Genomic DNA, 13,751 nt, shown 5'->3' with positions numbered 1-13,751 from the left:
GTTTTGATGCGACGACTGCCCTTTCTCGCCGCGGCGATTGCTGCCGGCCTAACGGCCAGCCCGGCTTCCGCCTACATGGTCTATGTCTCCAACGAGAAGGACAACACCGTCAGCGTGGTCGATACGGCCACGATGGAAGTCGTCAAGACCATAGAGGTCGGCCAGCGGCCGCGCGGCATCACCATTTCGCATGACGGCAAGTTCATCTATCTCTGCGCCAGCGACGACGACACGATCCAGGTGATCGATACGGCCACGCTCGAGATCGTGAGCACCCTGCCATCCGGGCCCGATCCCGAGCTCTTCGTGCTGTCACCGGACGGCAACACGCTCTACGTGGCCAACGAGGACGACAACCTCGTCACGGTGATCGACATAGAAACGAAGGGCGTCATCGCCGAAATCCCCGTCGGCGTCGAGCCGGAGGGCATGGGCATCAGTCCTGATGGCAAGACCATGGTCAACACGTCGGAAACGACGAATATGGCGCATTTCATCGACACCGAAACGCATGAGATCACCCATAACGTGCTGGTCGATTCCCGCCCGCGCTTCGTCGAATTCACACCCGACGGCGCGGAGGCGTGGGTAAGCGCCGAGATCGGCGGCACGATCTCGGTGATCGACAACGCTTCGCGCGAGATCACGCAGAAAATCACATTCGAGATTCCCGGCCTGCGTTCCGAGACGATCCAGCCGGTCGGCGTGCGCATCACCGCCGACGGCAAGAAGGCGTATGTGGCCCTCGGGCCTGCGAACCACGTCGCCGTCATCAACATCGAAACCTACGAGGTGGTGAAATACGTGCTGGTCGGCCAGCGCGTGTGGCAGCTCGCCTTCACGCCCGACCAGAAGACGATCATCAGCACCAACGGCGTCTCCAACGACATCACCTTCATCGACGTGGCCACCGACGAACCGGTGCAATCAGTGACGGTCGGTCAGTTGCCATGGGGCGTGGTCGTGTCACCGAACTGAAGAAAGCTGAATTAAGAGAAGCAAAAAGTGAAGGGGAAGAAACTATGAGGAAATTTTCGGCAATCGCTTTCGCAGTGCTGTTCGGTTTTACTGCCATGCACGGCCAGGTCTGGGCGCAGGACGATGATGACGACGATGCTCCGGCCGTTGCGGAACCGGCCGCTGCAGCGGAAAAACCAACGCGCGCCAGCAAGGATGTGCCTGAGCTGATCCTCGGCACGAAGGAAGATCAGTTCGCGGCCAATCAGAAGGATTTCGAACTCATCTCCGGACAGGGCTATCGCTGGAAGATCACCGCCGCGGGCGGTCTCGAGTACAAATTCCACACCGATCTCTTCCGCAACGTCTGGAACAATCAGATCGTCATCAATGATCTCGAGGTGCACATGAACGGCGCGCCGGCCTGGCTGGAGTTCGACGCGGATGGCACGATCCAGGTCCAGTTCACCACGGTGCGGCCGGGCGTCTATACCTGGTCCGTGCCCGACCTCGCCGACAGGGGCATGAAAGGCACGATCACGATCAAATGAGGCAGTGGGAATACCTCGATTGCGCCAGAAGGACAGATTGATGCTCGACGTTGCTTCGCCCGGAGGAACGCCAGGTCTGCCATTGCAAGGGCGGACGGGAGCCTCTCTATGCAGCATGTAAGGCCGGCCGGAACGGGAACTGGCGTCGCGGCGCTCGACGTCGCGGCGGTTAGTCATTCGTACGGCCAGAAACAGGCGCTGCGCGACGTCTCCTTCTCGATCGCGCCGGGGACCTTCGCCGTCCTGCTCGGCCTCAACGGGGCCGGCAAGACGACGCTGTTTTCGCTGATCAGCCATCTCTACGACACGCGGCACGGCGCGATCCGCATCTTCGGCCATGACATCAGCCGCGCGCCGGGCGAAGCGCTGCGGCGACTCGGCATCGTTTTCCAGGCACGAACGCTCGACCTCGATCTGAGCGTCTACCAGAACCTCTCCTACCATACCTCGCTGCACGGCATTGGTTCGGCCGAAGCGCGCCGCCGCATCGATGCCGTGCTCGAGACCGTCGAGATGGCCGGGCGCCTGCATGACAAGGCGCGCAGCCTGTCAGGCGGTCAGATGCGGCGCATCGAGATCGCCCGCGCACTGCTCCACCGGCCGCCGCTTCTGCTGCTCGACGAGGCGACGGTGGGACTGGACGTCCAGTCGCGGGCCGGCATCCTCGCCAACGTCCGCAGCCTGGTTAAGACCGAGGGCATCAGTGCCTTCTGGGCGACGCATCTGATCGACGAGGTGGACGAGAGCGACCATGCAGTGGTGCTGGTCGAGGGCAATCTCGTCGCCAATGCCAGCGTATCCGACATCGTCCGCTCGACCGGCACCAAGAACATCGGCGAGGCCTTTTCGACGCTCAATCCCAGGAAAACATCTCCCGCGATGCAGGAACCGTCATGAGCAGCGCGCCATCGGTGCTGGAGACCGCAAAGGAGGGAACGGCGCCACAGAGGATGCCGGCCTTTGGCATCGCCAGCTATCTCGTCTGCCTCAAGGGCATTCTCATGCGCGAGGGGTTGCGATTCCTCAACCAGCGCGAACGTTTCGTCTCGTCGCTGGTCAGGCCGCTGCTCTGGCTGTTCATCTTCGCCGCCGGCTTTCGCCAGGTGCTCGGCGTGTCGATCATCCCGCCCTACAAGACCTACGTGCTGTACGAGGTCTACATCACGCCGGGCCTCGTCGGCATGATCCTGCTCTTTTCCGGCATGCAGTCATCGCTCTCGATGGTCTACGACCGCGAGATGGGCAATATGCGCACCCTGCTGGTCAGCCCGTTCCCGCGCTGGTTCCTGCTGGTGTCGAAACTGCTCGCCGGCGTCATCGTCTCGATCGCACAGGTTTACGTCTTCCTCGCCATCGCCAGGTTCTGGGGCGTCAAGCCGCCCTGGACCGGTTACCTGCTTGGGCTGCCGGCGGTGTTCCTGGCCGGGCTGATGCTCGGCGCGCTCGGGCTGTTCCTGTCGTCGATGATCAAGCAGCTCGAAAATTTCGCCGGCGTCATGAACTTCGTGATCTTCCCGATGTATTTCGCCTCCTCGGCGCTCTATCCGCTCTGGCGCATCCAGGAATCCAGTCCGCTGCTCTACAAGATCTGCCTCGCCAACCCCTTTACCTACGCCGTCGAACTGATCCGATTTTCCTTCTATGGACAGATCGAGTGGGTTTCGCTTGCCGTCGTCATCGGCTTCACTGTGCTTTTCCTTGCCGGCGCCATCATCGCATATGATCCTTCGCGAGGGCTGATGATCAGGAAACAGGGAACGGGAGGAAACGGATGATACGATCAGCCATAAACGGCGTCGCCGTCGCGATGCTTCTCGCGACTACAGGAACGGCGCTCTCGGCGGCAAACAACGATCCCGACTGGCCGTGCATCCAGCGCAAGGTGCCGGAGCTTTCCTTCGGCCAGATATGGACCGGAGCGGAACTGCCGCCGCCTGCCAAGGACTGGTCGAATGACAGCCGTGTCCCGGAACTGGTGGAGGAACTCGCGGCGCGGCGCCTGCCGATCGCCGACGCGCAGCGGCAGATCAGGGAATTTGCCGCCGGACTGCCGCCGGATCAGGCGAAGGATCGGCTGGCGATGCTGGTGCAAGGCCTGTTCGAACATATGGACCACGAACGCTCGGAGGTCATGTCCGGCATCGGACGTTATGCGCGCAATCAGATCGAGCTCGCGGCGCGGCTGCGCAAGGAGTCCTCGGATGTCGATGCCCTGCGCGGCAAGCCGGACGCCAACATCAGCGAGATCGACGCGCGCACCGACCGGCTGATCTGGGAAACCCGGGTCTTCGAGGAGCGCGTGCAGTCGCTCACCTATGTCTGCGAGGTTCCGACCCTTATCGAGCAGCGGCTTTATGCGCTGGCGAAGACAGTGAATGAGGTGATGAAGGAAGGGGAGTAGGACGATAGGGATGCCCTACTCCTGATAGAGCTTCCCCACGAGCGGCAGATACACCGCGCCCTTGCGCATCAGGAAATCGTGGAAGGTGGCCATCACCGGCGAGATCGCACGGTCTGAGCGCGTCACGACGAACCATTGCCGGCGGATCGGCATGCCCACAACGTCGAGGATGACGAGCCGGCCGGCCTCGACCTCCGAGGCGATGGTGTGCGCCGAGATGAAGGCGATGCCGAGCCCAGCCATCACCGCTTGCTTGATCGTTTCGTTCGAGCCCATCTCGACGCCGAGATCGTCGAGACGGCCTGGCAGTTCGCTGAAGAAAATCTCCAGCGAGATGCGCGTGCCCGAGCCCGGCTCGCGGATGAGGAAATGCTCCTCGGCTATCCGCTCCTTGGAGATGTCCCGCGCCTTGGCCAGCACATGGTCGGGCGGCGCAACGATCACCAGCGGGTGGTCACCGAAGGCCGAGGCGCGAAGCGGTACGTCTTTCGCCGGGCGGCCCATCAGCGCCACGTCGACTTCGTGGCTCTTCAGATTGGCGATCGTATCGGCGCGGTTGCCGACGAGAAGCCGCATGTCGATATCAGGGTATTTTTTCATGAAGGCCGCCATCAGTTGCGGCGCGAAATATTTGGCGGTCGAGACGACGCCGAGCCTCAGACTCCCGGCCCGCACACCCTTGATCGCATCGATCTGATCTTCGAGCAGGCGCAGCCGCTCCTCGATCGCCTGCGCGGCATCCACGACCGCCTGCCCTGCGGCAGTCAGACGCATGCCCTCATGGGTGCGGTCGAACAGCGCCAACTCGACGTCTTCTTCCAATTGCCTGAGCTGGATCGTCACAGCAGGAGGCGTCAACCCCAACACCTTGGCTGCATTGACGATTTTTCCCTGGCTGGTGATCGCCTGGATGGCCTTGAGCTGCTTCAGCGTAATGTTTCGCATGCATCATAATAAAACATTTTTACTCACTAAGTAAGCCTAATAAAATTTACTTATCTATCAACACTTGTTCTCTTCCTCCCAAGCCGATGCCTGAAGAGGGCGCGGTTTCGGAGGAGAGACAATGACCGCGCCGACGCTTGACGCCTTTCTGAACTCCTATGTCCGCAATGAGGACGAGAGCCGGTCCGCCGTCGCAGCGACGGTCCGCAAGCTTGCCGAAGCCGCGGTCAAGGTCCGCCACACGATCAGCCACGGAGCGCTCGGCGCCGCCTTCGCGGGAACGCGTGGCGGCAATGCCGGCGGCGATGTCCAGAAGGATCTGGATGTCTTCGCGGACGACATCTTCCTCGACGCCATGCGGCATGCGCCGGTCGCGCTCTATGCCTCCGAAGAGCTGGAGCAGCCTGTCCTACTCGACGGCAGCGCACCTCTGGCCGTCGCGATAGATCCGCTCGACGGCTCCTCCAACATCGACGCCAACCTGTCGATCGGGACGATTTTTTCGCTCCTCCCTGCTCTCCCAGCGACTGGCGCGCCGGATGGAAATCCGGCCGCCGCTTTTTTGCAGGCTGGCGTGAACCAGCTCGGCGCGGGCTTCTTCGTCTACGGGCCACAACTGGCGCTGGTGCTGTCGCTGGGCAGCGGCACGCATGTCTTCGTGTTCTCGGCAAGGCTCGGCACATTCATCCAGGCCTATGAGAGCCGGATCATCCCGCCGCGCGCGCAGGAATTCGCGGTCAACGCCTCCAACTACCGGCATTGGGACGAGGCGGTCCGGCTGTATGTCGACGACTGCCTGCAGGGCTCCGAGGGCCCGCGCGGGAAGAATTTCAACATGCGCTGGATCGCCTGTCTCGTTGCCGACTGCTATCGCATACTCATCCGCGGCGGCGTGTATCTGTATCCCGGCGACCGGCGTCGCGGTTACCATCAGGGACGGCTGCGCCTGGTCTACGAGGCGAACCCGATCGCCTTCCTGATAGAGCAGGCCGGCGGAGTGGCCACAGACACCGTCGACCGCATCCTCGAGATCGAGCCCGAGCATCTGCACCAGCGCATACCGCTGGTCTTCGGCTCGGCGCGCGAGGTCGAGCGCATCGCCCGATACCACGTCGAGCCGAGCACCATCGGCGAACGCGCGCCGCTGTTCGGCAACCGCGGCCTCTTCCGCGCCTGACTGGAGCCAGAAAAAATGTCCGCCAGGCATCCCATCATCTCGATCACCGGCTCCTCCGGCGCGGGGACGACATCGGTCAAGAGGATCTTCGAGCAGATCTTTCGCCGTGAGAAGATCGAGGCGGCCTTCATCGAAGGCGACGCCTTCCACCGCTACGACCGCCAGGCGATGAAGGACAAGGTCGCCGCGGAGGAGAAGCTCGGCAATCCCTACTTCACGCATTTCAACGCCGAGGCCAACGAGCTCGAAATCCTCGAGGAGGTGTTCGAGGAATATGGCCGCAAGGGAACCGGCCGCACCCGTACCTATGTCCACGACGAGGAGGAGGCGAAGCAGCTCGGTTCCCCGCCCGGCACCTTCACCGATTGGCGCGAATTCCCCGAAAGCCGGTTGCTCTTCTACGAGGGACTGCACGGCTGCGTCGTCACCGACAAGGTCGATCTCGCCAAGCATGCCGACCTGAAGATCGGCGTTGTGCCGGTCATCAACCTGGAATGGATCCAAAAGATCCATCGCGACCGGGCAACCCGCGGCTATTCGACCGAAGACGTGATGGACGTGATCCTGCGGCGGATGCCGGACTATACCCGATTCATCGTCCCGCAATTCTCGCAGACCAACATCAACTTCCAGCGCGTGCCGATCGTCGACACGTCGAACCCGTTCATCGCGCGCTGGATCCCGACACCGGACGAGTCGATGCTGGTCATCCGCTTCGCCAATCCGCGCGGCATCGACTTCGCCTACCTGCTGTCGATGATTCACAACAGCTTCATGTCGCGGGCGAATTCCATCGTCGTGCCGGGCAACAAGCTCGACCTCGCCATGCAGTTGATCCTTACGCCGCTGATCCTGCAGCTGATCGAACGCAAGAACCGTGTCTCGTGAGGAGGACGTTATGAACCAAGTGGCCGTCAGAGAAGTCCCCCTTCCCGCCGTGTCGGAGCGCGACATGGCAAATGCCGTCCGCGCGCTGGCGATGGACGCCGTGCAGAAGGCAAATTCGGGCCATCCCGGCATGCCCATGGGCATGGCCGACGTCGCGACCGTGCTGTTCGGCCGCTTCATCAAGATCGACCCGTCGCGGCCGGACTGGCCCGACCGCGACCGCTTCGTTCTGTCCGCCGGCCACGGCTCGATGTTGCAATATGCGCTGCACTATCTGCTCGGCTACGAGGACATGCCGATCGAAGAGTTGCAGCGCTTCCGCCAGCTCGGCAGCCGCACCGCCGGCCACCCCGAGCACGGCCATACGCTTGGCATCGAGACGACGACGGGTCCGCTCGGCCAGGGCATCGCCACCGCCGTCGGCATGGCGCTCGCCGAGCGCATGCTCGCTGCCCGCTTCGGCACAGAACTCGTCGACCACTACACCTATGTGATCGCCGGCGACGGCTGCCTGCAGGAAGGCATCAGCCACGAGGCGATCGATCTGGCCGGGCATCTCAGGCTCAGCCGCCTGATCGTGTTCTGGGACAACAATTCGATTTCCATCGACGGTCCGACCCTCCTCTCGACCTCGATGGACCAGCCGGCGCGCTTTGCCGCTGCCGGCTGGCATGTCATCGAAGTCGACGGCCACGACATGGAGGCCGTTGCTTCGGCCATCGAAGCCGCGCAGCGATCCGACAGGCCATCGCTGATCGCCTGCAAGACCGTGATCGGCAAGGGCGCGCCCAATCTCGGCGGGTCGGAAAAAACGCATGGCGCGCCGCTCGGCGATGCCGAGATTGCCGCGACCCGCGAAAACATCGACTGGCCGCATGCGCCTTTCGAGGTGCCGAAAGAGATCGTCTCGGCATGGCGCGAGGCAGCCGGGCGCGGCCACGCCGCAAGGCGCATCTGGGAACAGCAACTTTCCGTCTCGCCGCTACGCGATGCCTTTACGAAGGCTATCGCAGGCGAACTGCCCCCCTCCCTCTTCGAGGCGCTCGACACTTTCCGCAAGGAGCATGTCGGGAAGGCCACCAAGGTCGCGACGCGCAAGGCTTCCGAGATGGTGCTCGACGTGATCAACGCCGCGACCGACTTGACCGTCGGCGGCTCGGCCGACCTCACCCACTCGAACCTGACCATCACCAAGGGCATGAATCGCATCGCGCCCGGCGACTATGCCGGCAGCTACATCCATTACGGCATCCGCGAGCATGGCATGGCGGCGGCAATGAACGGGCTCGCGCTGCATGGCGGCTTCATCCCCTATGGCGGCACGTTTCTGTGCTTCACCGATTATGCGCGCGGCGCGATCAGGCTCTCCGCCCTCATGCGCCAGCGGGTCATCTATGTGATGACGCACGATTCCATCGGGCTGGGCGAAGACGGGCCGACCCACCAGCCGATCGAGCATCTGGCGATGCTGCGAGCGACGCCGAACCTTAACGTCTTCCGCCCGGCCGACATCATCGAGACGGCGGAATGCTGGGAGCTGGCGCTGAAGAGCGCGGACCGTCCGAGCGTGCTGGTCCTGTCCAGGCAAAATCTGCCTATGCTGCGGCCGGCGCACACGTCGGAGAACCGCGCGGCGCACGGCGCCTATGTGCTGCGTGAAGCGAACGGCGCCCGCACCGCAACCTTGATCGCCACCGGCTCCGAGGTCGAGATCGCCGTTGCCGCGTCCGACATCCTTCGCGAGCAATACGGAGTTGAAACGGCGGTCGTCTCGATGCCCTGCTGGGAGTTGTTCGAGGAGCAGGACAACAGCTACCGCCGCGAAGTCCTGGGTACCGCCCCGCGCGTCGCCGTGGAAGCTGCGGCTCGCCTCGGCTGGGATCGTTGGATCGGCGAGAGGGGAGCCTTCGTCGGCATGACCGGCTTTGGCGCGAGCGCGCCGGCTGCGGATCTCTATCGGCACTTCGACATCACGCCTGAAGTCGTGGCGGCCAACGTCGTCAAGCTCACCCATCAAACCGCAAACCAGGAGGCCTGATCCATGGCGCGCATCACCCTTCGCCAGCTTCTCGACCACGCCGCCGAGCACGGTTACGGCGTGCCGGCCTTCAACATCAACAACATGGAACAGGGCCTCGCCATCATGGAGGCGGCGAAGGCCTGTGACGCGCCCGTCATCATCCAGGTCTCGCGCGGCGCCCGCGCCTACGCCAACGACATTATGCTTGCCAAAATGATGGACGCGCTGACGGAGATCTATCCAGACATCCCGCTCTGCATTCATCAGGATCATGGCAATAGCGAAGCGACCTGCCTGACGGCGATCCGCTACGGCTTCACCTCGGTGATGATGGACGGCTCGCTGGAGGCCGATGCCAAGACGCCTGCCAGCTATGAATACAACGTCGCGATCACCGAGCGCGTGGCGCGCATGGCCCATTGGGTCGGCGCTTCGGTCGAAGGCGAACTCGGCGTTCTGGGCTCGCTGGAGAGCGGCCAAGGCGAGGCTGAAGACGGCCATGGCGCCGAAGGCGTGCTACGCCAAGACCAGTTGCTGACCGATGCGGACCAGGCCGTGGACTTCGTGCTGCGAACCAGGGTCGATGCGCTGACGATCGCCTGCGGCACATCGCACGGCGCCTACAAGTTCACGCGCCGGCCCGACGGCGACATCCTCGCCATGCACGTCATCGAGGCGATCCACGAGAAGCTACCGAACACGCACCTTGTCATGCATGGCTCGTCCTCGGTGCCGCAGGAATTGCAGGACGTCATCAACAAGTTCGGCGGCGAGATGCCCCAGACCTATGGCGTCCCGGTCGAGGAGGTCGTGCGCGGCATCCGCCACGGCGTGCGCAAGGTCAACATCGACACAGATTGCCGCATGGCGATGGCCGGTCAGTTCCGCCGCATCGCCACGGAGCACCCCGCCGAGTTCGACCCGCGCAAATTCCTGAAGCCGGCGATGGACGCCATGCGCGACATGTGCCGCGACCGTTTCGAGCGTTTCGCCACCGCGGGCAACGCCTCCCGGATCAAGGTGATCCCGATGGACGAGATGGCGAGACGCTACGCGGGCGGAAAGCTCGGCCCGCAGACCGCAACCGCAAAAGCCGCCTGAGCAACACACAGGAGACCAGCCATGAACAAGATGGACATGCCCACGATCGGGACCCTTGCGGAAGGCAAGGAACGCTACAAGTCCGGCGTCATACCTTACAAGAAAATGGGCTATTGGGAGCCCCACTACCAACCCAAGGACACCGATCTGATCGCCTTGTTCCGGATTACGCCGCAGCCTGGCGTCGATCACGAGGAGGCGGCGGCCGCGATCGCCGGCGAAAGCTCCACGGCCACGTGGACGGTTGTTTGGACCGACAGGCTGACCGCGTGCGAACTTTACCGCGCCAAGGCGTTCAAATCCGAACCGGTGCCGAATACCGGCCCTGGAACCAAGACCGAGCAACAGTACTTCGCGACCATCGCCTATGACCTCGACCTGTTCGAGCCGGGTTCGATTGCGAACCTGACCGCCTCGATCATCGGCAACGTCTTCGGCTTCAAGGCGGTCAAGGCCTTGCGCCTGGAAGACATGCGCATTCCCGTCGCCTATCTGAAGACGTTCCAAGGCCCGGCGACCGGCATCGTGGTCGAGCGCGAGCGGCTCGACAAGTTCGGCCGGCCGCTGCTCGGCGCTACGACGAAGCCGAAGCTCGGCCTATCCGGCCGCAATTACGGCCGCGTCGTCTACGAGGCGCTGAAGGGCGGGCTCGACTTCGTCAAGGACGACGAGAACATCAACTCGCAGCCCTTCATGCATTGGCGCGACCGCTTCCTCTACTGCATGGAGGCGGTGAACAAGGCATCGGCCGCCACCGGCGAGGTCAAGGGCCACTATCTCAACGTCACCGCCGGCACGATGGAGGAAATGTACGAGCGCGCCGAATTTGCGAAGTCGCTCGGCTCGGCCATCATCATGATCGACCTCGTCATCGGCTATACCGCCATCCAGTCGATGGCGAAGTGGGCACGCAGGAACGACATGATCCTGCACCTGCACCGCGCCGGCAACTCGACCTATTCGCGCCAGAAGAACCACGGCATGAACTTCCGCGTCATCTGCAAGTGGATGCGCATGGCTGGCGTCGACCATATCCATGCCGGCACCGTCGTCGGCAAGCTCGAGGGCGACCCGCTGATGATCAAGGGCTTCTACGATACGCTGCGCGAGGAACGCACGCCGCAGAATCTCGAGACCGGGCTGTTCTTCGACCAGGAATGGGCCTCGCTCAACAAGGTGATGCCGGTGGCCTCCGGCGGCATCCATGCGGGGCAGATGCACCAGCTCATCCACTACCTCGGCGAGGACGTGGTGCTGCAGTTCGGTGGCGGCACCATCGGCCATCCGGACGGCATCCAGGCCGGCGCGACGGCCAACCGCGTGGCGCTGGAAGCGATGATCCTCGCCCGCAACGAAGGTCGCGATTATCTGCGCGAGGGACCGCAAATCCTCGAGGACGCAGCAAAATGGTGCTCGCCACTGAAAGCCGCACTGGAGACCTGGAAGGACGTGACCTTCAATTACGAATCGACCGACACCGCCGATTTCGTGCCGACCGCGACCCCGAGCTTCTAAGGAAGGACCATAGCCATGATGACCAATCCCGGAAACAAGGTCACGCAGGGACAGTTCTCGTTCCTGCCCGACCTGACCGACGCGCAAATCTCGGCGCAGATCAAATACGCGCTGAAGAACCACTGGGCCGTGAGCGTCGAATATTCCGACGATCCGCATCCCCGCAATACTTATTGGGAGATGTACGGCAATCCGATGTTCGATCTGAAGGATCCCGCCGGCATCCTGATGGAAATCAACAATTGCCGCAAAGCGCTGCCCAACATGTATGTCCGCGTCACCGCCTTCGATTCGAGTAAGGGCTGGGAAGCGCCACGCATGTCGTTCATCGTCAACCGGCCGCCGAACGAACCGGGCTTCCGCCTGCTGCGCCAGGAGCGCGACGGCCGCAGCCAGGGTTATTCCATCGTGCCTTACGCAACGGACAGGCCCGAAGGCGAGCGGTCATAGGGCCGGTTTGGAGATTGGAGCGGCATCATGCTCGACTTGGCAGACCAGGCGGTTCTCGGCGACGGCGACCTGGTCAATCTGCAGGCGGAATTCGAGGCCTCGAACATCGACGAGGTGATCGACAAGCTCGACCACGAACTTGTCGGCCTGAAACCGATCAAGACACGTATCCGCGAAATTGCGGCGCTCCTTCTCGTCGACCGGCTGCGCAAGAAGTTCGGTATTTCCGCCGAGACGCTGACGCTCCACATGAATTTCACCGGCAATCCCGGTACCGGCAAGACGACGGTCGCGCTACGCATGGCCGAAATCCTGCATCGGCTGGGCTACGTCCGGGAAGGCCATCTCGTCTCGGTAACGCGCGACGATCTGGTCGGCCAGTATGTCGGCCATACCGCGCCGAAGACCCGCGAGGTAATCAAGCGCGCCATGGGCGGCGTGTTGTTCATCGACGAGGCCTATTATCTCTACAAGCCGGAGAATGAGCGCGACTACGGGCAGGAATCGATCGAGATCCTGCTGCAATGCATGGAGAACAACCGTGACGATCTGGTCGTGATCCTGGCCGGCTACAAGAACAAGATGGATCGCTTCTTCGACAGCAACCCGGGCATGCGCTCGCGTATCGCCCACCATCTCGATTTTCCCGACTACAGCCCGGCGGAACTGAAATCGATCGCCGAAATCATGCTGGCGGAACAGAACTACCGGCTGAGCGAACCGGCGGCGGCGGCGCTGGAAGCGTATATTCCGCTGAGGATGCGGCTGCCGCATTTTTCCAACGCGCGATCGATCCGAAATGCGCTGGATCGGGCGCGGCTGCGCCAGGCCAACCGCCTTTTCGCCGCGCGCGGCGAAAAGCTGACAAGGCTCGACCTGATCACCCTAGAGGAGCCGGACATACGCGGCAGCCGCGTTTTCGTCGAAGGCAAGCTCGATGGCGATGCAGCGGACGAGGTACGCGGATGATGTGGTCTCATCGCCGTTGGCGCCAATATCGGGAAATTCCGGTTGGACGAGACAGGAAGGACAACACATGACAGCCAGAACCATTATCGCGCCGTCCATCCTGTCGGCCGATTTTTCGAAACTCGGCGACGAAGTCGAGGCCGTCGCGGCAGCCGGCGCTGACTGGATTCATCTCGACGTGATGGATGGCCATTTCGTACCCAACATCACCTTCGGCCCGCCGGTCATCAAGGCCATCCGCAACCGCACGACCAAAGTCTTCGACTGCCACCTGATGATCGCGCCCGCAGATCCCTACCTCGCAGCCTTCGCCGAAGCCGGCGCCGACATCATTACGGTCCATGCAGAAGCCGGACCGCATCTCGACCGCTCGCTGCAGATGATCAGGAACCTCGGCAAGAAGGCCGGCGTCTCGCTCAACCCGTCAACGCCCGAAAGCGTCATCGAATATGTGCTCGACCGGCTCGATCTCGTGCTCCTGATGACGGTCAACCCCGGCTTCGGCGGCCAGGCCTTCATCCCTTCGGTGGTCGAGAAAGTGAAACGAGTGAAAGCGCTGATGGGTAGGCGGCCGATTCATATCGAGATCGACGGTGGCGTGACGCCCGAGACGGCACCGCTAGTCTGCGCCGCAGGCGCCGACGTGCTGGTCGCCGGTTCTGCGATCTTCACGGGTCGTGGCGAAGCAGCGTACCGCGAGAACATCGCCGCCATCCGCGCGGCCGCGGACCGCGCATTCGGCAAGGCTGCATGAAGCCAGAATAAATGCTGAAAGAC

Annotated in this window: 14 protein-coding genes; 13 read left to right on the top strand and 1 reads right to left on the bottom strand. The window is 62.8% G+C overall.

Annotated features, from left to right (window positions below):
• The first annotated feature begins 6 nt into the window (after positions 1–6).
• From AAFN55_RS06630 to AAFN55_RS06610, 5 genes are all read left to right on the top strand, one after another.
• The gene (locus AAFN55_RS06630; RefSeq protein ID WP_347798067.1) at positions 7–978 is read left to right on the top strand and encodes a YVTN family beta-propeller repeat protein; all 972 of its coding nucleotides are present in this window, start codon (positions 7–9) and stop codon (positions 976–978) included.
• Positions 951–1,508 (top strand): hypothetical protein, encoded by a 558-nt coding sequence (locus AAFN55_RS06625; protein ID WP_347798066.1) that lies wholly within the window; start codon positions 951–953, stop codon positions 1,506–1,508. Before AAFN55_RS06630 ends, AAFN55_RS06625 begins: the two co-directional genes overlap by 28 nt.
• A 108-nt stretch (positions 1,509–1,616) precedes the next feature.
• Complete coding sequence (locus AAFN55_RS06620; RefSeq protein ID WP_347798065.1) at positions 1,617–2,405, top strand: ATP-binding cassette domain-containing protein; 789 nt, start codon at positions 1,617–1,619, stop codon at positions 2,403–2,405.
• A gap of 53 nt (positions 2,406–2,458) precedes the next feature.
• Positions 2,459–3,283, top strand: a complete 825-nt coding sequence (locus tag AAFN55_RS06615; protein WP_347800206.1) for an ABC transporter permease — start codon at positions 2,459–2,461, stop codon at positions 3,281–3,283.
• Complete coding sequence (locus AAFN55_RS06610; RefSeq protein ID WP_347798064.1) at positions 3,280–3,909, top strand: hypothetical protein; 630 nt, start codon at positions 3,280–3,282, stop codon at positions 3,907–3,909. The genes AAFN55_RS06615 and AAFN55_RS06610 overlap by 4 nt, the downstream gene beginning before the upstream one ends.
• 15 nt (positions 3,910–3,924) lie before the next feature.
• Here AAFN55_RS06610 and AAFN55_RS06605 read toward each other — a convergent pair whose 3' ends face one another.
• Complete coding sequence (locus AAFN55_RS06605; RefSeq protein ID WP_347798063.1) at positions 3,925–4,854, bottom strand: LysR substrate-binding domain-containing protein; 930 nt, start codon at positions 4,852–4,854, stop codon at positions 3,925–3,927.
• Positions 4,855–4,975: 121 nt separating this feature from the next.
• Here AAFN55_RS06605 and AAFN55_RS06600 point away from each other — a divergent pair, with 121 nt between their 5' ends.
• The 8 genes from AAFN55_RS06600 to rpe all read left to right on the top strand — a co-directional run bounded on the left by AAFN55_RS06600 (position 4,976) and on the right by rpe (position 13,728).
• A complete protein-coding gene (locus AAFN55_RS06600; protein WP_347798062.1) occupies positions 4,976–6,031 on the top strand; it encodes a class 1 fructose-bisphosphatase in 1,056 nt (351 codons plus the stop codon).
• A gap of 15 nt (positions 6,032–6,046) precedes the next feature.
• Positions 6,047–6,919: a phosphoribulokinase gene (locus tag AAFN55_RS06595; RefSeq protein WP_347798061.1), complete on the top strand. Its 873-nt coding sequence runs from the start codon at positions 6,047–6,049 to the stop codon at positions 6,917–6,919.
• A 10-nt stretch (positions 6,920–6,929) separates the two neighbouring features.
• Positions 6,930–8,957: a transketolase gene (gene tkt, locus AAFN55_RS06590; RefSeq protein WP_347798060.1), complete on the top strand. Its 2,028-nt coding sequence runs from the start codon at positions 6,930–6,932 to the stop codon at positions 8,955–8,957.
• A gap of 3 nt (positions 8,958–8,960) precedes the next feature.
• On the top strand, positions 8,961–10,040 hold the full coding sequence (gene fba, locus AAFN55_RS06585; RefSeq protein WP_347798059.1) for a class II fructose-bisphosphate aldolase: 1,080 nt from the start codon (positions 8,961–8,963) through the stop codon (positions 10,038–10,040).
• A 36-nt stretch (positions 10,041–10,076) separates the two neighbouring features.
• Complete coding sequence (locus AAFN55_RS06580) at positions 10,077–11,555, top strand: ribulose-bisphosphate carboxylase large subunit (protein WP_347800205.1); 1,479 nt, start codon at positions 10,077–10,079, stop codon at positions 11,553–11,555.
• Between the two features lie 15 nt (positions 11,556–11,570).
• On the top strand, positions 11,571–12,005 hold the full coding sequence (locus AAFN55_RS06575; RefSeq protein ID WP_347798058.1) for a ribulose bisphosphate carboxylase small subunit: 435 nt from the start codon (positions 11,571–11,573) through the stop codon (positions 12,003–12,005).
• Between the two features lie 27 nt (positions 12,006–12,032).
• Positions 12,033–12,974 carry a CbbX protein gene (gene cbbX / locus AAFN55_RS06570; RefSeq protein ID WP_347798057.1) on the top strand — a complete coding sequence of 314 codons (942 nt, stop codon included), beginning with the start codon at positions 12,033–12,035 and terminating at the stop codon, positions 12,972–12,974.
• A 67-nt stretch (positions 12,975–13,041) separates the two neighbouring features.
• Entirely contained in the window at positions 13,042–13,728 is a 687-nt protein-coding gene (gene rpe / locus AAFN55_RS06565; RefSeq protein ID WP_347798056.1) for a ribulose-phosphate 3-epimerase, read from the top strand.
• The last annotated feature ends 23 nt before the right edge of the window (positions 13,729–13,751 follow it).

The sequence above is a fragment of the Mesorhizobium sp. CAU 1732 genome, from assembly GCF_039888675.1.
GTDB lineage: Bacteria > Pseudomonadota > Alphaproteobacteria > Rhizobiales > Rhizobiaceae > Aerobium.
This window is presented reverse-complemented; position numbering and strand designations above follow the sequence as displayed.